We start from the raw sequence: 22233 nt of genomic DNA, 5'->3' as shown, positions 1-22233 counted from the left end.
GTGCCGACCCCGGCCGAGGTCTTCCCGCCCAAGCGCCGCCCCGCGCAGCCGCCACAACCGGCAGAACCGGCGGACCCGGCGGACCCGGCAGCGACGGCGACGGCAGCGACGGCGGCGACGGCAGCGACGGCAGCGACGGCAAATCAGGCGGACCCGGCGCACCAGCTCGCGGCGGGCTAGCTACTCTGGGGGGCATGGACTACGTCTCCGCGCTCCTGCCCCCCGTAGTGATGGCCGTGTTCTTCGGCGGTCTCATCGTGACGATCGTGAAGACCCAGGGCGGCGCCAACAAGGCCAAGGAGGACGCGGCCGTCGACGCCGCGATCACCCGCGCCGAGGGCGTCCAGCAGGCCCGGCAGCCCTGACGCCCCCCATCGCGGCCCCGGCCACAGGCGTACGACTCGCTCACATTCCGAGTCGTACGCCCTTTTTGTTGGGTAAATGACCGCTCCGCCACGTCCGTCACGGCATTAGTGACATCTCCCACTATTGTTCTGGTGTGCCTCGCCCCTTGGGAGAACTCGAAGACTCAGTCATGACACGGGTGTGGAAGTGGAACCGCCCCGTGACCGTTCGGGAAGTCCTTGAAGACCTTCAGCAGGAACGGTCCATCGCCTACACCACTGTCATGACCGTTTTGGACAATCTCCATCAGAAGGGCTGGGTGCGCCGTGAAGCGGAAGGCCGCGCCTATCGATATGAGGCGGTCTCCACTCGGGCCGCCTACGCGGCCGCACTGATGAACGAAGCCTGGTCCCAGAGTGACAACCCCGCGGCCGCTCTTGTCGCCTTCTTCGGCATGATGTCGCCGGAACAGCGCGAAGCGCTCAGCGATGCGATGCGCATCGTTCAGGGACCGAACGTTCAGGGACCGAACGTTCAGGGACCGAACGTTCAGGGACCGAACGTTCAGGGACCGAACGTTCAGGGACCGAACCCGCCGAACCCCGGCGCGGCGGAGGGCGACGCAGAACGATAGCGTCCGGTCATGCCAGCAGAACCCCCTGAACTCAGCGCAAAAGCAGTCTCCGTACGCAGGGCGCGCACCGCCGATGTCCCGGCCGTGCGCGACCTCCTCGACTCCTACACCCGTCAGGGGATCCTGCTCGACAAAGCGACGGTCGCGCTTTACGAGTCCATCCAGGAGTTCTGGGTGGCGGAACGCGACGACAACGCCGAGGTCGTCGGCTGCGGCGCCCTGCATGTGATGTGGGAAGACCTCGCGGAAGTTCGCACACTCGCGGTGAAGCCCGATGTCAAGGGCGTCGGAGTGGGACATCAGGTGTTGGGGAAGTTGCTCCAGACCGCTCGCTGGCTCGGTGTCCGGAGGGTTTTCTGTCTCACCTTCGAAGTCGACTTCTTCGCGAACCACGGCTTCGTGGAGATCGGCGAGACACCGGTCGACGGAGATGTCTACAGCGAGCTGCTGCGTTCCAATGACGAGGGCGTCGCGGAGTTCCTCGGCCTCGAACGAGTGAAACCGAACACCTTGGGCAACAGCCGGATGCTTCTGCATCTGTGATCGTCGCCGGGTATTCACAACGCCTGCTGCCCCGGTTCCCTATGTCCGAAACGCGCATGTTTCCTGGGTTCTCGGGGTCCCCGGTCTCTCCCGGGGGTTTGTGTTTTTCCAGCAAAAGCGGTTTGCTTTCCGATGTACTGCAGTACTGCATATAACAGGGGGCGGCGATTCAGCGGCTCACGCCGCACGGTCCGGCCCTGAAGTTATCGATGAAAGGAAATCCGGTGGCACAGAAGGTTCAGGTCCTTCTTGTCGATGACCTCGACGGTGGCGAGGCGGACGAGACGGTGACGTTCGCGCTGGACGGCAAGTCGTACGAGATTGACCTCACCACTGCGAACGCGGACAAGCTCCGCGGTCTTCTTGAGCCTTACCTCAAGGGTGGTCGTCGTACCGGTGGCCGTGGTTCCGCGGGGCGCGGCAAGGCTCGTGCCGCCGCCACGGGCGGTGGTCAGGACACCGCGGCCATTCGCGCCTGGGCGAAGGACAACGGTTTCGAGGTCAATGACCGCGGCCGCGTCCCCGCTTCCATCCGCGAGGCCTACGAGAAGGCCAACGGCTGACGACGGTTACGTCGCAGACGGACCCGGTGGCAGTGCGTTGCCGCCGTGTCCACAAGTCGTACGAGACCGGAGCCCACGGCGGGGTCGCTGTGGGGCACGGTGCCACCCCCCACGCAGCACAGGGACGGCAGTGCCGGCAGCGTCGGCTCCACCTCGCACCCGGGCTCTGGGGGGCGCAGCCAGACGGCCGCCCCCCGCGAGCCGGACCAGCCCGGAGGCGTGGGCGCAGCGGTCCGGCCGCCCGCCCCGATGGCCGTGAGTTCCAGCGGGATGCCGCCCCACTCCAGCCACTCCAGGAGTCCCGGCACCTCCTCGGCGCTCCCCGCGGCCACGAAGAGCCGCATGGATTCCCCGCGCAGGGCCACCGGAGCCTTCGGCCCGAGATGCCGCAGCGCGGCGAAGCCGGCCTCCGCGGGAAGTTCGAGCACGTCGAAGCGCAGCCCCGTGAGCAGCCCCACCGGCAGCCCGGGACGCGGTTCCGTCGTCGCCCAGCCGAGCTCGTTCTCGTACCACTGACGCACCGGATCGCTCTGCTCGTACGGCAGGCGGGGCTGGGGAACGGTGAGGGCCATGTCTGAGCAACCGCCCGCAGGACCGGTGGGTTACGCAGGGTGCCCAGACGAACGCGCGTCGTGTCCGAATTGGCGGCGTAAAAGCGTGTTCGGCGGCGCAAGGGTGTTCGCCCGTAGCGGAGGGAACCGGCGCGCGCCGCATGGAGTGTCAGTCGTTACGGGTAAGACATCCCTAGTGGGGAGGGGCGACACGCGCGCCAGGCCGTCTCACGTTCGCCATCGGCGTAGTGGCGGTGAGGGTAAGTGCCTGGCCTGCGGGAACATCGTCTCGCACCATCGGGTTGGAGCAGTTGTCGGCGTTCGGGGTCAGGAGGCACCTCTTGTTCTCGGCCGGGTGTCGGCAGTTGGAATGAGCGGTCCCCGCTTGCGGGACTAAGCTGCGGAAGGACAGGGAGGGGATCGTCCCCAATCTTTCTGACCGCTCTGAGGAGCGATTAACGATGTTCGAGAGGTTCACCGACCGCGCGCGGCGGGTTGTCGTCCTGGCTCAGGAAGAAGCCCGGATGCTCAACCACAACTACATCGGCACCGAGCACATCCTCCTGGGCTTGATCCACGAGGGCGAGGGTGTCGCCGCTAAGGCCCTGGAGAGCCTCGGGATTTCGCTCGAGGCGGTCCGCCAGCAGGTGGAGGAGATCATCGGTCAGGGCCAGCAGGCCCCGTCCGGGCACATCCCCTTCACCCCCCGTGCCAAGAAGGTCCTGGAGCTTTCGCTCCGCGAGGCCCTTCAGCTGGGCCACAACTACATCGGCACGGAGCACATCCTGCTCGGCCTGATCCGCGAGGGCGAGGGCGTCGCCGCCCAGGTCCTGGTCAAGCTGGGTGCCGATCTCAACCGGGTGCGGCAGCAGGTCATCCAGCTGCTCTCCGGATACCAGGGCAAGGAGACCGCCACCGCCGGCGGTCCTGCCGAGGGCACGCCCTCCACGTCCCTGGTGCTCGACCAGTTCGGCCGGAACCTCACCCAGGCCGCTCGTGAGTCCAAGCTCGACCCGGTCATCGGGCGCGAGAAGGAGATCGAGCGGGTCATGCAGGTGCTGTCCCGCCGTACGAAGAACAACCCCGTTCTCATCGGCGAGCCCGGCGTCGGCAAGACCGCCGTCGTCGAGGGCCTGGCGCAGGCCATCGTCAAGGGCGAGGTGCCCGAGACCCTCAAGGACAAGCACCTCTACACCCTGGACCTCGGCGCGCTCGTCGCCGGTTCGCGCTACCGCGGTGACTTCGAGGAGCGCCTGAAGAAGGTCCTCAAGGAGATCCGCACCCGCGGCGACATCATCCTGTTCATCGACGAGCTCCACACCCTGGTGGGTGCGGGCGCCGCCGAGGGCGCGATCGACGCGGCTTCGATCCTGAAGCCGATGCTCGCGCGCGGTGAGCTGCAGACCATCGGCGCCACCACGCTGGACGAGTACCGCAAGCACCTGGAGAAGGACGCGGCCCTCGAGCGCCGCTTCCAGCCCATCCAGGTCGCGGAGCCGTCGCTGCCGCACACCATCGAGATCCTCAAGGGTCTGCGCGACCGTTACGAGGCCCACCACAGGGTCTCCATCACGGACGAGGCGCTGGTCCAGGCCGCCACCCTGGCCGACCGGTACATCTCGGACCGCTTCCTGCCGGACAAGGCCATCGACCTGATCGACGAGGCCGGTTCCCGGATGCGCATCCGCCGGATGACCGCGCCGCCGGACCTCCGCGAGTTCGACGAGAAGATCGCCGGCGTCCGCCGCGACAAGGAGTCCGCGATCGACTCGCAGGACTTCGAGAAGGCCGCTTCCCTGCGCGACAAGGAGAAGCAGCTCCTGGCCGCGAAGGCCAAGCGCGAGAAGGAATGGAAGGCCGGCGACATGGACGTCGTCGCCGAGGTCGACGGCGAGCTCATCGCCGAGGTCCTCGCCACGGCGACGGGCATTCCGGTCTTCAAGCTCACCGAGGAGGAGTCCTCGCGGCTGCTCCGCATGGAGGACGAGCTCCACAAGCGGGTCATCGGTCAGAAGGACGCCATCAAGGCGCTTTCGCAGGCGATTCGGCGTACGCGCGCCGGTCTGAAGGACCCGAAGCGCCCCGGTGGTTCGTTCATCTTCGCCGGCCCGTCCGGTGTCGGTAAGACGGAGCTTTCCAAGACGCTCGCCGAATTCCTCTTCGGTGACGAGGACGCCCTGATCTCGCTCGACATGTCGGAGTTCAGCGAGAAGCACACGGTCTCGCGTCTCTTCGGTTCGCCGCCCGGATATGTCGGTTACGAAGAGGGCGGTCAGCTGACGGAGAAGGTCCGCCGCAAGCCGTTCTCGGTCGTCCTCTTCGACGAGGTCGAGAAGGCCCACCCGGATATCTTCAACTCGCTCCTGCAGATCCTGGAAGACGGTCGCCTGACCGACTCCCAGGGCCGGGTCGTGGACTTCAAGAACACGGTCATCATCATGACGACCAACCTCGGCACGCGTGACATCTCCAAGGGCTTCAACCTGGGATTCGCCGCGTCGGGTGACGTCAAGACCAACTACGAGCGCATGAAGACCAAGGTCAACGACGAGCTGAAGCAGCACTTCCGCCCGGAGTTCCTGAACCGTGTCGACGACACGGTGGTCTTCCACCAGCTCACCGAGGAAGACATCATCCAGATCGTCGACCTCATGATCGCCAAGGTGGACGAGCGCCTGAAGGACCGCGACATGGGCATCGAGCTCAGCTCGACCGCCAAGTCGCTCCTCGCGAAGAAGGGTTACGACCCGGTCCTGGGCGCCCGGCCGCTGCGCCGGACGATCCAGCGCGAGATCGAGGACATCCTGTCGGAGAAGATCCTCTTCGGCGAGCTGCGCCCCGGCCACATCGTGGTCGTCGATACGGAGGGCGAGGGCGAGAACGCCAAGTTCACCTTCCGTGGCGAGGAGAAGACGGCGCTGCCGGACGTCCCGCCGATCGAGCAGGCCGCCGGCGGCGGTGCTGGGCCGAACCTGAGCAAGGAGGCGTAGGCCTGCGGCCCGCCTTAAGCAGTGCAGGGGCTGCCCCGGATCGTTTATCGCGGTCCGGGGCAGCCCCTTTCTGGGTTTGATTTTGGCTGCGGGTGCTTTGTGGCTTGTCGCGCAGTTCCCCGCGCCCCTTACGGGGCTACGGGGCGCTAGGACGTGATCGTCACGCCCTCCGGTACGTTGCGCACTCGCGGCAGCCGCGGGTTCACCCGCAGCACGCTCAGGTTCGGGAAGCCGGCGAGCCAGGACATGTCCGGGTCGGTGAGCTCGGCGGTGATCCACAGGTGGGTGAGCTGCTCGTGCTCGAGGCCGTCGAGGAGTTCCTCGGTACGCATGACGCCGACCACCTGGATCCAGGGCCGCCCGCCCAGCTGCCGCAGCGCCGCCAGCTCGGCGGTGTCGGAGACGGGGAAGTACAGGCCGACAGGATCCAGATGGGCGATGATCTCGCGCGCGTACCGCTCCGTGTCGAAGTGCCGCCAGGGGCGGGCCAGTTCAGCCCGGATGGAGAGGGCCGAGCGGTGCCTAAGGCGGGCGAGGTAGTCGATGGCGGCGTCGTCCTGGACGCGGGTCGCCGTGATGGCGAGCAGCAGTGCCTGCTGGTCGCTCGGCACCTGTTCGGGGTCCGGCAGCTGCTCCAGGACGATGGGGCCGACCCAGCCGAGGCTGCGGGCGGCCAGTTCGTTCGTGGGGCGTACGAGGTTCTTGGTGCGGTCATGGACGAGTTGCTGCACCGCGGGGTCGAGCTCGGTGACGTGCTCCAGGCAGGCCGCGGCCATCAGGCGCCGGTGATTCACGTGCGGGCGGCGCAGGTTGGGGGCGGCGGCCAGCAGGCGCTCCAGGAAGTCGGCGCACTCCTCGGGCCGGGCGTGGGCGGCGGACATGCGGATGACCTCCTCCCACTCGGAGCGGTGCGCGTGATCCACGAGCGTACGGAACTGCCCGCGGGCCACTATTTCCTTGGCGGCCAGATAGTCCTGGAAGGTGCGGTGGATGAAGTCCACCGAGAGGCCCGCCTGTTCGCGGAGCAGCCCTGTGCGGTGCAGCAGATGCCGGAAGATCTTCTCGCCGTCGCCCGCCGCGCGGGCGGAGGGAATGGCGGGCAGGGCGGCGTCCAGGATGCCGACCACGCGGTGGCGCGGCAGCTCCGAGACGCCTTCCTCGACCATCGCGTGGGCGAGCTTGCGCAGGAGCAGCTCGCGGGGGCCCTGCTGGAGCCGCACGTCATCGGCGTACAGAACATCGCGCTCGGGATCGCGGCGCTGGAGCAGCATCTCCAGGGCCGCGTCGTACAGCTCCTTGCGGCCGTTGGGGAGCGAGCCGGAGCGGTCGCGGTTGAGGGCGCAGATGAGGCCGCACATCAGGGGGTTGGTGGCGAGCTGGCGCAGTTCGCGATAGATGCGTACGGAGTGCAGGAGGCGCTGCTCGTACTCCCTCAGCTCGTCGCGGTCCCGCTGCTCCTTGCACGCGTCGTCGCTCAGCGCGGCCGCGTGCCAGTCGTGGATGAACCGGGTGACCTGGTCGCGTGACATGGGCGCGAGCGACAACTCCCGGAAGCCCTCTTCGGCGAGGCGCTCCTGCGCGAGCCAGCCATCCTCGACGGCGGAGGGACGGGAGGTGACGAGACAGCCGTTGCCGGAGAAGATGCGCAGGAGGCGGCGGAGCTGGCCGCGGAGTTCGCCGCGGGACGCCTCCGGGGCCTCGTCGATGCCGTCGACCAGGAGCATGGCGCGGCCGGCGAGGAGCGTACGGACGACCCAGCCCTCCGGGGCGCGGTCGGCCAGCGGGTGGCGGATGGCGTGCAGGAAGTCGTCGGGGGCGGGGAAGCCTTCGCGGGCGAAGCGGCGTACGGGAAGTACGAACGGCACGCGGGCGCCCTCGCGGGCCGCGGCGACCGCGAGCCACTGCACGAGGGTCGTCTTCCCTGAGCCCGCGTCGCCGCGCAGCAGCACGCGCTCGTGCCCCTCCAGAGCCCGGTCGGCGAGCAGCACGGTCCGGGGCTCGCCCGGTACGCCGCTGCCGCTGCTCTCCTCGGCTTCCAGGCTGAGGTAGGTGTCTTCAAGGGGCCAGCGGTCCGGTGCGTTGGCGAAGTCCACGCCGACGATGGTGAGCCAGCCGTGCTGCCGTACGACTTCTTCGGCGTACAGGGCCTCGAAGTCCCGGTCCTCCTGGGAGCGTTCGGGCTGCCGGGCGGCGGCTTCCGCGTCGTTCAGGTCGACGAGCTGGCGGATGCGGCTGGAGCGTCCGGGCATCTGCTGCTGGATGTGCGGAGACCGACGTACGAAGTGGTAGAGGATGTGCAGGCACACGGCCACGAGCAGCTCGTCGTGGAACCAGGCGGCGTCGGGGGTCAGGGCGCGGTCCGCGCCCTGCACGGCCCCGCGGAGGCGCCGCGCGTAGTCCTGCGGGCCGAGGCGTACGGCGTCGACGTCGGTGAGGTCGAGTTCCCCGACGGCGAGCAGGGTCCTGGCCAACACGTCGGCTACGGCGGTGAGTTCACCGCTGGGCGCGGTGTGTGCCTCGGCGGCGAGGTGGACGAATTCGGCGGCCGTGCGGTGGACGTCGTCCGGTGTCGCGGGTGCGTCGGGCCCTCGCCAGGTGGTGAGGGCGGCGATCAACTCCGGTGCGGTGGGCTGCTGTTGGGGCGGGGTGCGGATGAGCCGTTGAACGAGCGGAGCGGCGAGCGTCGTGGGAATGCGGACAACGGGCTCCATGGACATTGGGGGTCCCTGTGGGTGGGTTGTCTTGGAGCGTCAAGGTTAGGTGAACTCCGCGTGGATGTCGGGGCGGTGAGCGGGATCCGGTAACGGCGCCTGCTGCGCCTGCTGCGCCTGCTGCACCTGCGCCGCGCAGTGGGTTGGACCTCACCCCGGGTCGACGCTGTCGACGGCTTGCTGGACCACGCGGGACAAATCCTCTTCCCCATCTTGTGTTGACGTTGCTCAGGCGGCGAGGCCGAGGGTCAGGGCGCCGATTACCGGGGCGGCGTACACCAGGGGGAAGGGGATGTGGGCGTACCAGCGGGCGCGGATCACGGTGATGACGGCTCCTGTGAAGTACGCGATCAGGCAGATCCCGGCGATGACGCCGATGGCTGGTACGAAGAGCCCGACGAGCAGTCCGCCGGCGCCGGCGGCCTTGGCCGTGCCGAGCCAGGGCATCCAGGACTGGGGAATCTTGTAGTCGGCCATGGGCTCCACGACCCACTTGGCGCGGAGGAAGACGGAGACGGCGGAGAAGGCGGTCATGGCGGCGGCGAGGAGGGTGACGATGATGTGAGCGGTGGACATTGGGGGCTCCTTGTTGCTTGCTGGGGCGGGCATTTGTTGGTGCCTCGCCTCTATGACGGAGCGCGTCGGGGGAGTGTGACGAGTGGGGGGCGGGTTTTGCTGGGCCGGTACGAACACCAGCGCCGGCCCAGCAAAGCCCCGCCCTCAGGTGGCTGTTGTGAGGGTGCGTATTAGGGCGGACAGGGCCCTGGGGGTCGTGGTGAGGGTGGTCTCCGGGGTGTCGCTTTCGCGGAGGTGGATTGTCCCCGTGGCCGTGGTGGCGACGTAGACGCAATTGGCGCCCGCCCCGTCGCTGAACGTGGACTTCTGCCAGGTGAGTTCGGGAAGTTTGGCGGGCGCAGAGTGAGTGGTCATGAGGCGCTCCCTAGTACGTATAGAGGATGTGGTGGATGAGTCCCCAGGAGTCGCGTTGTTCGTGGCTGCCCGGCCGGCCGTCGGCTGTCACTGCCGGGAGTGAGTTTCTGCTGAGCGAGTCGAAGGTGCTCTTGTAGCGCGCGATGGACTCGTCGTCGCCGAGCAGGAGAGGCGCGGCCGGGTGTTCCAGCATGACCGTCTCCAGCCCCGGTGCGACAGAGCCGAGAACCAGCAGCGGCGTGCCGAACCAGGCGCGGGCCCCCGCGTCGAAGGGCAGGATCTGGATGGTGGTCCCGGTGCGCTGGGCGGCACGGACGAGGTGGGTGAGCTGCTCCCGCATGACGCCCGCGCTGCCGACGGTGATGCGCAGGGCGGCCTCATGGATGACGGCGTGGACGGTCGTGCGGGAGTCGTCGGCGACGATCTGCTGGCGTGCGCGGCGGTAGCCGACGAGCGTCTCGATCTCCGCAGGCGAGGCTCCTGGCCTTGAGCTGTGGAAGAGGGCTCGCATATAGGCCTCGGTCTGGAGAAGGCCAGGGATGAGCAGGGTCTCGTAGCTTTGAATGCCCGTAGCCCTGGATTCCAACTCGGCCAGGTCCAGGGTGTGTTGGGGGAGGTCCTTGCGGTACTCGGTCCACCATCCCTTGCCGTCGCTCTCCGACATGGCGGCGAGCGCCTCGGCGTAGGGCTCAGATCTGACGTCGTATGCGTACAGGAGTGCGGTAAGGCGGTCGGCTGAGATCGCCGTTCGGGCGGCCTCGACATGGCTGAGGTGCGCGGCGCCCATGCCGATCCGGGCGCTGGCTGCATTGACCGACATCCCCGCGGCTTCACGAAGTTTGCGGAGTTCGGAGCCCAGTCGCCTCTGTCGTTCCGTGATGTGGGTGCGCAGCGCCATGCGGGCCTTCCTGGTGGTTGGGCCACAGTTTGCCGCTACCGGCCGAGCAGGGTCCAGCAACTTCCGCGATCAGGTTGCTGATCTGAGCACCAAATCGCTACCTTGAGTGCAGCGACGCTCACGCAGAGATGCCGGAAGCCTCGCTGTCGACGCAGCGCAGCCATGCCTGACCGCAGAAGCGCACCGCCCGATCCAACTCTCCGTGCCGGACGGGAGGTTGTTCGCGAGGGGTGGTAGGCCACTGCGGACGGGCCCGTGCGCGTGAGTGACCGTCACGGCGGACCCGACGCCTGGAGGCGTTTGATGGGCGTACCTGAGAGTGATCAACTCCCGCAGACCTACACCTTGTTCACCCCAGCCAGTGCCACCTCAGCACACCAAAGGTGACGTGCATCTGAGAGCTGCCGTCGCCACGACCCACGTACGCATCGCCGTGTACGACGGGAGCGAACAACTGCCCTCACCCCGGCGGGGTCCCGCTGAAGACACCGGTGGGCGGGGGTTGTTTCTCGTGACCGCCCTGTCGGACGTGTGCGGGGTGACGCCTACCGGGGGTGGCAAAGGGGTGTGGTTTCAGCTCAATCGGTGAGGCTGGCGTAGGCGTCCACTTCTATGTGGGTGGGAAGAGCATCCAGGCCGGTGACCCGGGAGGCAGGGACTTCCAGGTGAGTGAGGGCCGGGAGGTGTGCCAGGGGAGCCACGTCGATCACGCCTTGTTCGGCAGGGCGGAAAACGTGAAGGTGCTTCATGCCTGGAAGCAGGCTAGGGAGGCGACGCGCGGCACTGTCCCAGTCTCCCGTGGGGGTCACCTGCATGCTTGTGACGTTGGGCAGAGTCAGCCCGGGGGGTGCGCAGGTCAGGCTCTGTGACGACAAGAGCAGGAAGGTCAGGCGCGGAAGGCTCGCGAGCAGGTTCCATTCGTCGGCTGAGGCCGGCGCGTCCTGTGGGTCGAAGAGAACCCGCGCCAACGTTGGCCAACGGGTGATGTGTCGGAGATCGTCCAGGTGGTGGCGGGAACGGAAGAAGCCGATGTCACGTAGAGGTGCGTCCGCGGAGAGGGCGGAGAGGCTCCAGGGCTCGTCGAGGTTGAAGAAGCGGAGCGTTTCCACTCCGTGCAGTGCGGCGAGTGCCGCAGGTGAGAGGCGGCCGGGCGGGGTCGAAAGCAGCAGGGTTGTGGGGGCGCAGGCAACCAGCAGTCGGGAGACGGCCGTTGGCGAGACGTCCTCTCGGATGTCCAGGCGCTTCGGGCGGAGCTTCAGCCGCATGACCTCTGAGAGCTGCTCGTCGCTACGGATGGTGAAATACACCCTGCCGTCGTCGAGTTGGGTGATGACTTGCTCCGCGTAGAGGCGGCAGTCGTATCGGCTCCAACCCCACATGAGCTGGCTGCGCACGGTGAGGGAGGTGTGGCGTGCGAATCGTGCGAGGAATGGGATCGCGGCGTCCGAGATGATGTTTGTCGCTGTGATGGCCACCTCCCGAGCGTCCTCGTCGCTCAGGCCGTCCGGACCAGGGAGCAGGTCGAGAACCATCGGACCCAGCTTCGCGAGTTCGTGGGCGTCCTCTCTGCTGCGCGGCGGAATGAGCGCCGACGTCCGCCGCTCAACCTCCTCCCGCACCGCCGGCGCCAGCTCCGCCGCATGCTCCAGGCAGGCCGCCGCCAGAAGATGGATCCGTTTACGGGCTCGTTCCTCCGGATGCTTGTCCCCGTAGCCGAGTAACTCCCTGAGCAGCTCGGCCCGTTCCCGGGGGCGCGCCTGTGCCACCGCCATGCGGATGACGTCCGCCCACTGGTCGTCGGCCGCGTGCTGCGCCAGTACCCCGAAGTCGCCCTCGTCGACCACCGCCCGCGCCCCCAGAAAATCCTGGAAGGTGCGGTGGACGAAGTCGACCGTGTCCGGGGACGGTTCGCGGAGGAGACCGCTGCGGTGCAGGAAGTGCGCGTACACCGCCTTCGCGTCGCCCAGTGACGCCAGCTCCGGCACGGCAGGCAGCGCGTCCGCGATGATGGACTCGGCTCGCGAACGGTCCATCTGTGTACGGCCGTTGCGGATCAGCCAGTACGCGAGGCGTTGCAGGAGTTGGAGCTGTGGTTCCTCGCGTAGCTCCGGTGCGCCCATGTGGCGTTCGCGGTCGCGGCGTACGAGAAGCATGGAGAGCGCCGCCGTGTAGAGGTCCTTGCGGCTGAGGGGGAGGAAGCCTCTGCGGTCGCGGTGCAGGGCGCAGATCAGGCCGCACATCAGGGGGTTGGTCGCCAGGAGGGCCAGGTCCGGCTTCGACGTGACCGCTTCAAGCAGCTGCTCCTCGTACGAACGCAGTGCCGCGTCCTCGTCCGGGACGCCCGTCGTGGCGGCCGCGTGCCAGCGGCCGATGAAGGCGGCGACATCCGCTCGGCTCATCTCGGAGAGCGTCAGCTCGGTGAAGCCCTCTTCGGCGAGCCAGTCCTCGCGTACAGCGGAGGGGCGGGAGGTGAGCAGCCACCGGTTGCCGGGGTACGCGTCGATCAGGTCGGTGAGCCAGGTCCGGGTGCGGGCGCGTTCCGACTCGGGGATCTCGTCGATTCCGTCCACCAGGACCAGTGCCCGGCCCGCCGTCAGTACGCGGGACTCCCAGCCGGACGGCTGCGTGCCCGCGAGCGGGGAGCCGACCGAGGCGAGGAAGTCCGACGGGGCGGGGAGGCGCTCGCCGTGGCGGGTGAGGGTGCGGAGGGGGAGTACGTAGGGGATGCGGTCGTGGAGGTACGCCATACGGTCCTCGGCGGCGGGACCGCCCGCCGTGCTCACCGCCAGCCACTGGACGAGCGTGCTTTTGCCGGAGCCGGCCTCGCCTCGTAGGAGTACGCGGTCGTGGTCGGCGAGGGCCTGGTCGGCGGGCTGGGGTGCTGGGGCCGACTGGTCCACCTGGTCCGCCCACTGCGCGGGGCCCGCGATGGCCACGTACCCCGGCGACGGCTGGAGCCGGCCAAGGCCCCCCGTCGCCTCCAACGACATATACGCCGCATCCAACGCCCACCGCCCCGGCGAATTCGCCAGATCGATCCCGAAGATCGTCAGCTTCCCGTGCTTCTTCGCGACGTACGCGAGATAGCGCTGCTCGAAGGCCACGTCCTCCGCCCCGGGGAGCGGGCTCCGGGCTATCAGCTCGTCCATCTTCGTGATCAGTTCCGCCTGGCGGCGGCTCTGTGCGACCAGCGTCGCGGCCACGAAGGTCGAGCGTTGGGTGAAGAAGTGCAGGACGTGCAGGCAGGTGGCGTCCAGCAGGCGTTCGTAGAAGTACGTGGCGTCCGCCGAGAGGTGGCGGTCCGGGCGGTCGGCGGTCTGGCGGAGGCGGGCGGCCAGCGCGGCGTGGCCCAGCTCCACCGCCTCCAGGTCGCTGAGGGTGAGGTCGCCGAGTGCGTGCAGGGTGCGGGTCAGGGCGTCCGTCGCCGCCCGTTCCTCGTCGGGGGTGACCGGGCGCTCGCCGGTGCGCAGGGCCTGGCGGACCAGGGCGGAGGCGAGAGCGGCCAGGTCCTTCTCCGTCAGGGTGCGCTTCTCGCCCCGGAAGGACAGCAGGGCGGAAAGGCGTACCGGGCGGTCCACCAGGCCTGCCCCGGGCCCCTCTCGTACGAAGAGTTTCTTGATCAGAGGGGTTACGGCTGCCGACGCGAGGCGGGTGCCGATGACCGCGGGATCCATGCGCGTGAGCGTAGTGCCGGTCACATTCCGGGGGATGTGGATCTCGGGCCCCGGTGACATGGCGCACAGGCGTTATGTCCGGTACTAGGCGGAATAGTGGTGGCGTGTGGGGGTGCGGTCGGGACCTTCGGTCCGCAACCTCCGGGACCTTCGTCGCGTCGGGGTGCGGAGCCTTCGATGCGGGTGGGTGTGGGCGTGAGAGGGCTCCGCAATGTGGGCTTAAACCCGCCTCTGGTGGCTAATTCCGGCAAGTGGCTGAAGGGGGAATTGTCGGATTTGGGGGGTGTCAAGGGGAGGAAAGGGTCGCCATGAGCTACGGCTTTCCGTAGTAGATGGGGGGTTTGAGTGGAGGTGGGGGTGCGGGTTACCAAGGGATGGCCAACCCGGCGGGACGCAGAGCTGCGTGTGCCGGGTGCCTTTATGCCCGGCCCGCCGACGCGAGCCGGACCACGCCCCCCGTCCCGGAGGTAATCCAGCATGTCGAAGCGCGCCACGACCCACCATTCCGGCCTGTCCCTGCTCCGTACGCGGACGGCCGTCGTCACCGTCGCGGCCCTCGGGCTCGGAGCATCGGCAGTTCTCGGATCCGGTGTCGCGGCCGCTGCCGACGGTGCCGGTGCACTGCCCGGCATCTCCGCCAAGTCGATCGCCGCCCAGGCCGCCGCTCAGGCCAAGGCCGCCGAGCAGGCCAAGCAGGCCGCGACGCAGAAGGCCGCGCAGGCCAAGCAGGCCGCCGCGAAGAAGGCCGCGTCCTGGCAGGACCCGGTCGACAAGTACACGCTCTCCGCGTCCTTCGGCCTCGGCGGCAACATGTGGTCGCACAAGCACTCCGGCCAGGACTTCGCGGTGCCGATCGGCACCTCGGTCGAGGCCGCGCACGGCGGCACCGTCGTCAAGGCCGGCGGCAACGGCGCCGGTGACGGCCCCGCGTACGGCAACGCCATCGTGATCAAGCACGACAACGGCACCTTCTCGCAGTACGCGCACCTCTCGAAGGTCGATGTGCGGGTCGGCCAGAGCGTCGCCACCGGGCAGCACATCGCCGCCTCCGGCAACACCGGCAACTCCAGCGGCCCGCACCTGCACTTCGAGATCCGTACGACCCCGAACTACGGCTCCGCGGTCGACCCCGTCGCGTTCCTGCGGTCCGAGGGCGTCACCGTCTGACCCACCGGGATTCAGGCGTCTTCGTGCGCCCGTGTCACCAGATCGATGGCGACCTCCAGGATGGCCTTGCGCTTCTCCTCGGGGTCGCCTTCGACGTCCTTCAGGACGAACATCCCGCCGTGCATCGTGAACAGCGCGCTGACGCAGCGCACCTGCGCGGTCATCGGCGCGCCCGGCTCCTTGAGGATGTCGAGCAGGCTGAGCATGCGGTCCTTGAAGGTCTCACCCGTCTTCAGGTCCCGCATCGTCGCCTGGTTCTCCTGCATGAAGCGGAAGAGCGGCGCCGCGCCGATGAGGATCTCGCTGTAGCGGGTCAGGATCGTCTGCTTGGTCTCCAGCGAGTGCGGCTGGTCCTCGCCCCATTCCACCAGCTCGTCGATGGGCCTGGTCAGGTCCTCGAAGATGCTGGTGAGGATGTCTTCCTTGGTCTTGAAGTGGTAGTAGAGCGCCGCCTTCGTGACCTCCAGACGCTCCGAGATCTCGCGCAGTGACGTCTTCTCGTAGCCCTGCTCGGCGAAGAGTTCGAGGGCCACGTCCTGGATGCGCTGGCGCGTGTTCCCGCGGCGCTGCTGCTTGCCCGTGCCCGTGACCATCTCGGTACTCCTCGGCTCCCTCGGCTCGAATCCTCGGACTCAACTTAACTTACTTGACGCCCGGCTAGTTAGGGGTCTACCTTCCCTCAGTGTAGTCAACTTGCCGGGCGGCAAGTAAGTAGCGGTTCGCAGTCGGGGAATCCGGGGAGTGGGGATCATGGCGGAAACGAAGAAGCCGATCGAGGGCTCGCAAGAGCCGCAGCAGCGCAGTGTGCGCGTCGTCATGCTGGCGCTGATGGTCACGATGCTCCTCGCGATGCTCGACAACATGATCATCGGCACCGCGATGCCGACCATCGTGGGCGAGCTCGGCGGCCTGGAGCACCTGTCGTGGGTCGTCACCGCGTACACCCTCGCCACCGCCGCCTCCACCCCGATCTGGGGCAAGCTCGGCGACATGTACGGGCGCAAGGGCGCCTTCATGACGTCCATAGTCATCTTCCTGGTCGGCTCCGCGGCCAGCGGAATGGCCCAGGACATGGGGCAGCTCATCGGCTTCCGCGCCCTGCAGGGGCTCGGCGCCGGCGGTCTGATGGTCGGCGTCATGGCGATCATCGGTGACCTCGTTCCGCCGCGGGAGCGCGGCAAGTACCAGGGCATGATGGCCGGCGTGATGGCGCTCGCCATGATCGGCGGACCGCTGGTCGGCGGCACCATCACCGACCACTGGGGCTGGCGCTGGTCCTTCTACATCAACCTGCCGCTCGGCGTCGTGGCCCTGCTCGCGGTGAGCGCGGTGCTGCACCTGCCGAAGAAGCGGTCCAAGGTACGGATCGACTACCTGGGCGCGGCCCTGCTGACCGTCGGCATCACCTCCATCGTCCTCGTCACCACCTGGGGCGGTACGGAGTACGCCTGGGACTCTGCCGTGATCATGGAGCTCATCGGGATCGGCGTCGCCTCGCTCATCGGCTTCCTCTTCGTCCAGACGAAGGCGGCCGAGCCGATCATGCCGCTGCACATCTTCAAGAGCCGCAACTTCACGCTGATGTCCGTCATCGGCTTCATCACCGGCTTCGTGATGTTCGGAGCGGTGCTCTTCCTGCCGCTCTACCAGCAGTCCGTGCAGGGGGCATCGGCCACCAACTCCGGGCTTCTGCTGCTCCCGATGCTCGGCGCGATGATGGTCGTCTCGCTGGTCGCGGGGCGGGTGACCACCAACAGCGGGCGGTACAAGGCCTTCCCGATCGTCGGCGGTGCGCTGCTCGTCGTGGGTCTGTTCCTGCTCTCGCAGATGGACACCGAGACCTCGCGGCTGACCTCCGGGATCTACATGGCCGTACTCGGTGCGGGCATGGGCTGCCTGATGCAGATCACCATGCTGGTCGCGCAGAACAGCGTCGAGATGAAGGACATGGGCGTCGGATCCTCGTCGACCACCCTCTTCCGTACGCTCGGCTCCTCGTTCGGCGTCGCGATCATGGGCGCGCTGTTCAACAACCGCGTGAACGACGTCATGACCGAGCGGGCCGGGGCGCTGGGCGGCAACGTCACGGAGAAGTCGGCGCAGCTGGACGCGGCCAGCCTGGCGAAGCTGCCGGAGGCGGCGCGCGACGCTTACCAGCACGCGGTGTCGGCGGGCACGCACTCGGCCTTCCTGCTGGGCGCGGCGATCAGTGTCGTCGCCCTGATCGCGGCCTTCTTCGTGAAGGAGGTCCCGCTGCGGGGGGCCGGGCCCAAGGACTCCGAGCCCACGGACTCCGAGCCCACGGACTCCGAGCCCACGGACTCCGAGCCCCAGGATTCCGCTCCGGAGGAATCCGGGTCGATGGACACCGGGGCCGACAAGCCGGTCGAGGGTGCGGCCGGGGACGCCGCACGGGACGGCGAGAAGACGGTCGCACAGACCGTCTGAGCGGATTGAGCCGCCCTCTCCTCGGCAGAGGGAAGGCCCCCGGAGCGTGCATACGCTCCGGGGGCCTTCCCTTGTGCCTTGTACGGCTTGTGCCTTGTACGGCTTGTGCCTTGTACGGCTGTGCCTTGTGCGCCTGCGCTTCGTACGCCGAAGGCGCCCGCTACATGTCCGGCAGCTGCAGGATCGGGAAGCTGCCCGTGTTCGTCGGGGCGTGTTCCGGGAGCCAGAGGACTGCCACCGCGCCCTCCGCCGGGTCGTCGGGGCCCGCGCCCGACGGGGTCACGTTGCGGAAGGTGAGGCGGGCGCCGAGGACGCGCGCCTGGCCCGCCGCGATCGTCAGGCCCAGGCCGTGGCCGACGCCCGCGCGGTCCGTGCTGCCGGTGCGGAAGCGGCTCGGACCCTCCTCCAGGAGACCCGCGGGGAAGCCGGGGCCGTGGTCGCGGACCCGCACCACGCGGCCCTCGACACTGACCTCGACCGGCGGTTTGCCGTGCTTGGCGGCGTTGGCGAGGAGGTTGCCGAGGATGCGCTCCAGGCGGCGCGGGTCGGTGGTGACCTCCGACTCGTGCACCACCGTGACCTTCACGTCCGAGTTGAGGACCGCGATCCGCCGCGTCACGAACTCGCCCAGCATGATGTCCTGCAGCTCGGCACGCTCGGCCGCGCTGTCCAGACGGGCCACTTCGAGTACGTCCTCGACGAGCGTGCGCATCGCCTGCGCGCGGTCCCTCACCAGCTCGGTCGGGCGGCCCGGCGGGAGCAGCTCGGCCGCCGTGAGCAGCCCGGTCACCGGCGTACGCAGCTCGTGCGCGATGTCCGCCGTCACCCGCCGCTCGGCCTCCAGGCGCTGCTTCAGGGCGTCCGCCATAGCGTCCACCGACCGCGCCAGATCGTCGGTCTCATCGCGTACGACGCCGCCGATGGCCTCTCGTACGCTGACATCCGTCTGCCCCTGGGCGACGTCCTGCGCCGCGGCCGCCGCCTTGCGCAGCCGCCGCGACAGCTGGCCGCCGATCAGCACACCGAGCGCGCAGCCGCCGAAGACGACCGAGATCGAGCCGATCACCAGGGCCTGGTCGAGGTCCTTCATGACGGTGGTGCTGCGGTCGGGCAGGGGCGTGTGCAGCGACAGGATGCGGCCGTCGCTGAGCGGCACGGCGGCCCAGATGTCCGGCACGCCCTCGGCATGCTCCTCCACGAAGGTCCCGCGCCGCCCGGCCACGACCTTGTCCCGCAGCCCGTCCGGCAGATCCGGGTCGTCGATCTTGAAGCCGACGGCCCGCCCCGCGGAGTTCTCGTAGCCCCGCTGCATGTACGCGAGCTTCGTGTCCTGGAAATCGCGGGCGCTGTCGAGCATCGAGACGCGCGCCGCGTTGTGTACGACGAGACTGAGCGCCACCGCGACCAGCGCGCCGACCAGGGCGATCGCCGCGCTGATCTTCCAGCGCACGCCGGTGCGCAGCCGGCAGCCCAGCGTCTCGCGGAGGCGGGCGCGCAGCGCGACCGGCGTCCCCCTGCTCATATCCGTCCCCTGTGATCTGCCTGATCCGACTGATCCGCCCGGCGGTGAATGTCCCTCACGCCTTGAGCTTGTAGCCGAAGCCGCGGACCGTCTCGATGCGGTCCTGGCCCACCTTCGTACGCAGCCGCTGCACATGGACGTCGACGACGCGGGTGTCCCCGCCCCAGCCGTAGTCCCACACCCGCTCGAGGAGCTTGTCGCGGGAGAGGACCGTGCCGGGCGCGGAGGAGAACTCCAGGAGCAGCCGCATCTCGGTCGGCGTCAGCCCCACCGGAGCGCCGGCCCTGCGGACCTCCATGCCCTCCGTGTCGATCTCCAGATCGCCGAAGTGCAGCACGCCGCCGTCCGGCGAGCCGGCCTCACCGGCCGCGGGCGCCGCGTTCGGGCCGCTCGCGTGGCCGAAGCGGCGCAGCACGGCGCGGATCCTGGCGACGAGCACGGCGCCGTCGAACGGTTTGGTCACGTAGTCGTCGGCGCCCGCCTCCAGGCCGAGGACGACATCGATGGAGTCGGCACGCGCGGAGAGCATGATCACCGGGACCGTGGACTCGTCGCGGATCCTGCGGCACAGCGAGACGCCGTCGAGGCCGGGCACCATCACGTCGAGCAGCGCGATGTCGGGGCGGTTCGCGCGGAACGCCTCGAGGCCGAGCAGCCCGTCGGGCATCGCGGTGACCACGAAGCCGTCCCGTTCGAGCGCGAGCTGCGTCGCCTCACGGATGACGTCGTCGTCCTCGACGAACAGGACGTGCGTGTGCTCTGCCATCGGTGCTCTCAGTTCTGCGTCGGGGCGGGAGCGTCGCCGCCCGCCGCTCTGCCGTAGTGACTGCGGGTGCGGTCCGTCTCCGTGAAGCGGTTCGAGGTCCAGCGGTACGTGATGACGTCCTCGACGGACGGAAGCTCCACCGGATCACCCTTCTGGTACACCTGCTTGGTGACCACCAGGTCGCCCCGGTCGATCTCCGCGTAGACGGGAGGCTCCTCGTCCTGGAAGACATTCTGGTACTTCTCGCCGTCGGCGCGGTACACGTACGTACCGGTGCCGACGGGGTCGTCGCAGGACATGACGTTCACGACGACATCGGACGCGGATCCTCCGGTCAGGTTGCCGTACGAGACGTCGACCGGGTAGTCGTCGGCCGAGCAGGGCTGCAGCTCGCGCTTGACCGACTGGCTGACCTTCGGGTCGTGCTTGATGAGCTGCACGGGGTCGACGTCCGCCGCGGGCGCGGGCGCCGCCGATGACGACGAGGCGACGGTCGGGGATGGCGACACCACCGTGTCGCCGCGGTTGGCGGGGCCCTCGTCGCGGGCGCCGGAGCCGCCGGCCGAGCAGGCGGTGAGCAAAAGGCCGACGGCGGCGAGCACGGCCACCGCCGTACTCCCCGCCCTCAGGGTCCTTCTCGCCCGGGTGCTTAGGCCGCGCAACGCTCCCGCTCCTCACGTTCGAGCGCGCCACCCGCGGGTTCCTCGCTGTCCCGGCTCTCCAGCTCGTGGCGGAGCCGGGCGAGCGCCCGGTGCAGCGTGCTCTTGACCGTTCCTGCCGACATGCCGAGTGCGGCGGCCGTCTCCTCTGTGGACATCTGCTCCCAGTGTCGCAGCACGACGACACTGCGCTGCTTCGGTGCGAGCACCTTCATGATGTCCATGAGCAGGGCGCGGTCGGCGTGCTGTTCGGTGGAGTCTTCCACGCTCGCGTCGGGGAGCTGCTCGGTGGGGACCTCTTCGAGCTTGCGGGCCCGCCACCACTCCGTACGCGTGTTGATCATGACGCGGCGCAGATAGGCGTCCGCGAGCCGCTTGTCGGCTATGCCGTCCCAGCGGCCGTACGTCCGCACCAGTGCGGTCTGCAGCAGGTCCTGGGCGTCGACAGGGTCGGGCACCAGGCGCCGGGCACTGCGCAGCAGGGCATCCTGCCGAGTGCGGACGTACTCTTCGAACTCGAGCACCTCGCCGTGCGCCATACCCAACCGCCTCCGTTCACCGACAACCGCTTGTGCGGTACGGGAATGAAGCTACGGAGGGCTTGTCACGGGGCTGTGCGGAGCAGCCAGCGGAGGGCGCACGGCCTTCCGTCGGTTGTGTAACAGAAGTAGGCGGGACGTAAAGCGGGGGCTTTTTGGCGGGAGTTGTCAGGTGAGGGGCAGCCGGTAGAAGCCGTTCGGGAGCGGCTCGACCAAGCCGTCGGAGACGAGGCCGTCCAGCGAGCGGGCCCGCTGTACCGGCTCGTCCCACACCCGGTCGAGGGCCGACTGCGGTACGGGGGCCACCGCGTCGCGCAGGACCGCGAGCAGCTTGCCCCGGACCTGGCGGTCCGTGCCCGCGTATGTCTGGCCCTTGCGGGCCGGGCCCTGGTGCGCGGGCTTCCCCGCCGTCCGCCAGGCGCACTGCTGTGCGATGGGGCAGCGGGAGCAGTCCTCGTTCTTGGCGGTGCAGACGAGGGCGCCGAGCTCCATGGACGCGGCGGCCCAGCGGGACGCGGTGCGCTCGTCTTCGGGGAGGAGGGCACGGGCGAGCTTGCGCTCGGCGGCGGTGGTGGCGTTGGGCGGGTACTGCACGCCGGTCACGGCGCGCGCGAAGACCCTCCTGACGTTCGTGTCGAGCACGGCATGCCGCTGCCCGTACGCGAACGACGCCACGGCCGCGGCCGTGTACTCGCCGATGCCGGGCAGCGCGAGCAGCTGTGCGTGCCTTGTCGGTACGTCGCCGCCGTGCCGCTCCGTTATGGCGACGGCGGCGCCGTGCAGCCGGAGCGCGCGGCGGGGGTAGCCGAGCCGCCCCCAGGCGCGGACGGCCTCGCCCGGGGCTTCCTTGGCGAGGTCCGCGGGGCGGGGCCAGCGGGCGAGCCACTGCTCGTACACGGGCAGGACGCGGTTCACCGGCGTCTGCTGCAGCATGAACTCACTGACCATCACGCCCCAGGGACCGGCGTCGGCCCGGCGCCACGGCAGATCACGGGCGTGAGCGTCGAACCAGGCGATGACGGGGGTGTGCAGGGCCTTGCCGGCGGCCTCGTGCGGAGGCTCGGGCTCGGCGTTCGGCGTGGACATCGGCGTGGACATCGGCGTGGACGTCGGCGTTGACATCGGCATGGGCTTCGTGGGCGCAGTCATGGCAGGACGATCCTGCCATGGGGGCGCCGGGGGTTGGGCCAACCTGGAGGTGGGTGCGGCGATGTCGCCTGCGGCGGGCGGGGTGGTTCGGGTTGAGGCCGTCCGTTGCTGTGGGCACAGCCCAAGTGCCGAGTGCCCATGAAG

Annotated in this window: 20 protein-coding genes and 1 pseudogene; 9 read left to right on the top strand and 12 right to left on the bottom strand. The window is 68.9% G+C overall.

Features of this window, described 5'->3' with window-relative positions; all coding sequences use genetic code 11:
- The 5 genes and pseudogenes from E2651_RS44705 to E2651_RS24430 all read left to right on the top strand — a co-directional run.
- A pseudogene (locus E2651_RS44705) lies at nt 1-180 on the top strand (hypothetical protein); the annotation flags it as partial.
- Nucleotides 181-194: 14 nt separating this feature from the next.
- Nucleotides 195-365 carry a hypothetical protein gene (locus tag E2651_RS44100; protein ID WP_167828882.1) on the top strand — a complete coding sequence of 57 codons (171 nt, stop codon included), beginning with the start codon at nt 195-197 and terminating at the stop codon, nt 363-365.
- A gap of 134 nt (nt 366-499) precedes the next feature.
- Entirely contained in the window at nt 500-979 is a 480-nt protein-coding gene (locus tag E2651_RS24440; protein ID WP_245239157.1) for a BlaI/MecI/CopY family transcriptional regulator, read from the top strand.
- 9 nt (nt 980-988) lie between these two features.
- Complete coding sequence (locus tag E2651_RS24435) at nt 989-1522, top strand: amino-acid N-acetyltransferase (protein WP_135333360.1); 534 nt, start codon at nt 989-991, stop codon at nt 1520-1522.
- A gap of 224 nt (nt 1523-1746) precedes the next feature.
- Nucleotides 1747-2085: an Lsr2 family protein gene (locus E2651_RS24430; RefSeq protein WP_135333359.1), complete on the top strand. Its 339-nt coding sequence runs from the start codon at nt 1747-1749 to the stop codon at nt 2083-2085.
- Here E2651_RS24430 and E2651_RS24425 read toward each other — a convergent pair.
- On the bottom strand, nt 2064-2657 hold the full coding sequence (locus E2651_RS24425; RefSeq protein ID WP_135333358.1) for an SCO3374 family protein: 594 nt from the start codon (nt 2655-2657) through the stop codon (nt 2064-2066). The genes E2651_RS24430 and E2651_RS24425 overlap by 22 nt on opposite strands.
- Before the next feature lie 440 nt (nt 2658-3097).
- Here E2651_RS24425 and E2651_RS24415 point away from each other — a divergent pair, with 440 nt between their 5' ends.
- Nucleotides 3098-5626 carry an ATP-dependent Clp protease ATP-binding subunit gene (locus E2651_RS24415; RefSeq protein WP_135333357.1) on the top strand — a complete coding sequence of 843 codons (2529 nt, stop codon included), beginning with the start codon at nt 3098-3100 and terminating at the stop codon, nt 5624-5626.
- Between the two features lie 146 nt (nt 5627-5772).
- Here the strand turns inward: E2651_RS24415 and E2651_RS24410 are convergent, their stop codons facing one another.
- The 4 genes from E2651_RS24410 to E2651_RS24395 all read right to left on the bottom strand — a co-directional run bounded on the left by E2651_RS24410 (nt 5773) and on the right by E2651_RS24395 (nt 10165).
- The gene (locus E2651_RS24410; protein ID WP_135333356.1) at nt 5773-8337 is read right to left on the bottom strand and encodes an NACHT domain-containing protein; all 2565 of its coding nucleotides are present in this window, start codon (nt 8335-8337) and stop codon (nt 5773-5775) included.
- 228 nt (nt 8338-8565) lie between these two features.
- Entirely contained in the window at nt 8566-8913 is a 348-nt protein-coding gene (locus tag E2651_RS24405) for a DoxX family protein (protein WP_135333355.1), read from the bottom strand.
- Between the two features lie 144 nt (nt 8914-9057).
- Nucleotides 9058-9267, bottom strand: a complete 210-nt coding sequence (locus tag E2651_RS24400; RefSeq protein ID WP_135333354.1) for a DUF397 domain-containing protein — start codon at nt 9265-9267, stop codon at nt 9058-9060.
- A 10-nt stretch (nt 9268-9277) separates the two neighbouring features.
- Entirely contained in the window at nt 9278-10165 is an 888-nt protein-coding gene (locus E2651_RS24395; protein ID WP_135333353.1) for a helix-turn-helix transcriptional regulator, read from the bottom strand.
- 319 nt (nt 10166-10484) lie between these two features.
- Between E2651_RS24395 and E2651_RS46180 the strand changes: the two genes are divergently transcribed.
- Complete coding sequence (locus E2651_RS46180) at nt 10485-10754, top strand: ATP-binding protein (protein ID WP_348541665.1); 270 nt, start codon at nt 10485-10487, stop codon at nt 10752-10754.
- Here E2651_RS46180 and E2651_RS24390 read toward each other — a convergent pair.
- Nucleotides 10744-13839: an NACHT domain-containing protein gene (locus E2651_RS24390; RefSeq protein WP_135333352.1), complete on the bottom strand. Its 3096-nt coding sequence runs from the start codon at nt 13837-13839 to the stop codon at nt 10744-10746. The genes E2651_RS46180 and E2651_RS24390 overlap by 11 nt on opposite strands.
- Nucleotides 13840-14316: 477 nt before the next feature.
- Here E2651_RS24390 and E2651_RS24385 point away from each other — a divergent pair, with 477 nt between their 5' ends.
- On the top strand, nt 14317-15006 hold the full coding sequence (locus E2651_RS24385) for a M23 family metallopeptidase (RefSeq protein ID WP_135333351.1): 690 nt from the start codon (nt 14317-14319) through the stop codon (nt 15004-15006).
- Between the two features lie 11 nt (nt 15007-15017).
- Here E2651_RS24385 and E2651_RS24380 read toward each other — a convergent pair whose 3' ends face one another.
- Nucleotides 15018-15599: a TetR/AcrR family transcriptional regulator gene (locus E2651_RS24380; protein WP_135333350.1), complete on the bottom strand. Its 582-nt coding sequence runs from the start codon at nt 15597-15599 to the stop codon at nt 15018-15020.
- Between the two features lie 157 nt (nt 15600-15756).
- Between E2651_RS24380 and E2651_RS24375 the strand changes: the two genes are divergently transcribed.
- Nucleotides 15757-17454: an MDR family MFS transporter gene (locus E2651_RS24375; protein ID WP_135333349.1), complete on the top strand. Its 1698-nt coding sequence runs from the start codon at nt 15757-15759 to the stop codon at nt 17452-17454.
- 160 nt (nt 17455-17614) lie between these two features.
- Here the strand turns inward: E2651_RS24375 and cseC are convergent, their stop codons facing one another.
- The 5 genes from cseC to E2651_RS24350 all read right to left on the bottom strand — a co-directional run bounded on the left by cseC (nt 17615) and on the right by E2651_RS24350 (nt 22089).
- Entirely contained in the window at nt 17615-18976 is a 1362-nt protein-coding gene (gene cseC / locus E2651_RS24370; protein ID WP_135333348.1) for a two-component system sensor histidine kinase CseC, read from the bottom strand.
- A 55-nt stretch (nt 18977-19031) separates the two neighbouring features.
- Nucleotides 19032-19742: a two-component system response regulator CseB gene (gene cseB / locus E2651_RS24365; protein ID WP_135333347.1), complete on the bottom strand. Its 711-nt coding sequence runs from the start codon at nt 19740-19742 to the stop codon at nt 19032-19034.
- 8 nt (nt 19743-19750) lie between these two features.
- Nucleotides 19751-20350, bottom strand: a complete 600-nt coding sequence (locus E2651_RS24360; RefSeq protein WP_245239155.1) for a hypothetical protein — start codon at nt 20348-20350, stop codon at nt 19751-19753.
- A 41-nt stretch (nt 20351-20391) separates the two neighbouring features.
- The gene (locus tag E2651_RS24355) at nt 20392-20940 is read right to left on the bottom strand and encodes a SigE family RNA polymerase sigma factor (protein ID WP_135333345.1); all 549 of its coding nucleotides are present in this window, start codon (nt 20938-20940) and stop codon (nt 20392-20394) included.
- Between the two features lie 168 nt (nt 20941-21108).
- On the bottom strand, nt 21109-22089 hold the full coding sequence (locus E2651_RS24350; protein WP_135333344.1) for an A/G-specific adenine glycosylase: 981 nt from the start codon (nt 22087-22089) through the stop codon (nt 21109-21111).
- Nucleotides 22090-22233: the final 144 nt, after the last annotated feature.

It is taken from the genome of Streptomyces sp. MZ04, assembly GCF_004684775.1.
Classification (GTDB): Bacteria; Actinomycetota; Actinomycetes; order Streptomycetales; family Streptomycetaceae; genus Streptomyces.
This window is presented reverse-complemented; position numbering and strand designations above follow the sequence as displayed.

Excerpts from the sequence above, each read along its gene's own strand:
- E2651_RS24435 (WP_135333360.1), top strand. The coding sequence starts at position 989 with ATGCCAGCAGAACCCCCTGAACTCAGCGCAAAAGCAGTCTCCGTACGC.
- E2651_RS44100 (WP_167828882.1), top strand. The coding sequence starts at position 195 with ATGGACTACGTCTCCGCGCTCCTGCCCCCCGTAGTGATGGCCGTGTTC.
- E2651_RS24380 (WP_135333350.1), bottom strand. The coding sequence starts at position 15,599 with ATGGTCACGGGCACGGGCAAGCAGCAGCGCCGCGGGAACACGCGCCAG.
- E2651_RS24385 (WP_135333351.1), top strand. The coding sequence starts at position 14,317 with ATGTCGAAGCGCGCCACGACCCACCATTCCGGCCTGTCCCTGCTCCGT.
- E2651_RS24350 (WP_135333344.1), bottom strand. The coding sequence starts at position 22,089 with ATGACTGCGCCCACGAAGCCCATGCCGATGTCAACGCCGACGTCCACG.
- E2651_RS24425 (WP_135333358.1), bottom strand. The coding sequence starts at position 2,657 with ATGGCCCTCACCGTTCCCCAGCCCCGCCTGCCGTACGAGCAGAGCGAT.
- E2651_RS24390 (WP_135333352.1), bottom strand. The coding sequence starts at position 13,839 with ATGGATCCCGCGGTCATCGGCACCCGCCTCGCGTCGGCAGCCGTAACC.
- E2651_RS24355 (WP_135333345.1), bottom strand. The coding sequence starts at position 20,940 with ATGGCGCACGGCGAGGTGCTCGAGTTCGAAGAGTACGTCCGCACTCGG.
- E2651_RS24400 (WP_135333354.1), bottom strand. The coding sequence starts at position 9,267 with ATGACCACTCACTCTGCGCCCGCCAAACTTCCCGAACTCACCTGGCAG.
- cseB (WP_135333347.1), bottom strand. The coding sequence starts at position 19,742 with ATGGCAGAGCACACGCACGTCCTGTTCGTCGAGGACGACGACGTCATC.
- E2651_RS24375 (WP_135333349.1), top strand. The coding sequence starts at position 15,757 with ATGGCGGAAACGAAGAAGCCGATCGAGGGCTCGCAAGAGCCGCAGCAG.
- E2651_RS24415 (WP_135333357.1), top strand. The coding sequence starts at position 3,098 with ATGTTCGAGAGGTTCACCGACCGCGCGCGGCGGGTTGTCGTCCTGGCT.
- E2651_RS24395 (WP_135333353.1), bottom strand. The coding sequence starts at position 10,165 with ATGGCGCTGCGCACCCACATCACGGAACGACAGAGGCGACTGGGCTCC.
- E2651_RS24405 (WP_135333355.1), bottom strand. The coding sequence starts at position 8,913 with ATGTCCACCGCTCACATCATCGTCACCCTCCTCGCCGCCGCCATGACC.
- cseC (WP_135333348.1), bottom strand. The coding sequence starts at position 18,976 with ATGAGCAGGGGGACGCCGGTCGCGCTGCGCGCCCGCCTCCGCGAGACG.
- E2651_RS24410 (WP_135333356.1), bottom strand. The coding sequence starts at position 8,337 with ATGGAGCCCGTTGTCCGCATTCCCACGACGCTCGCCGCTCCGCTCGTT.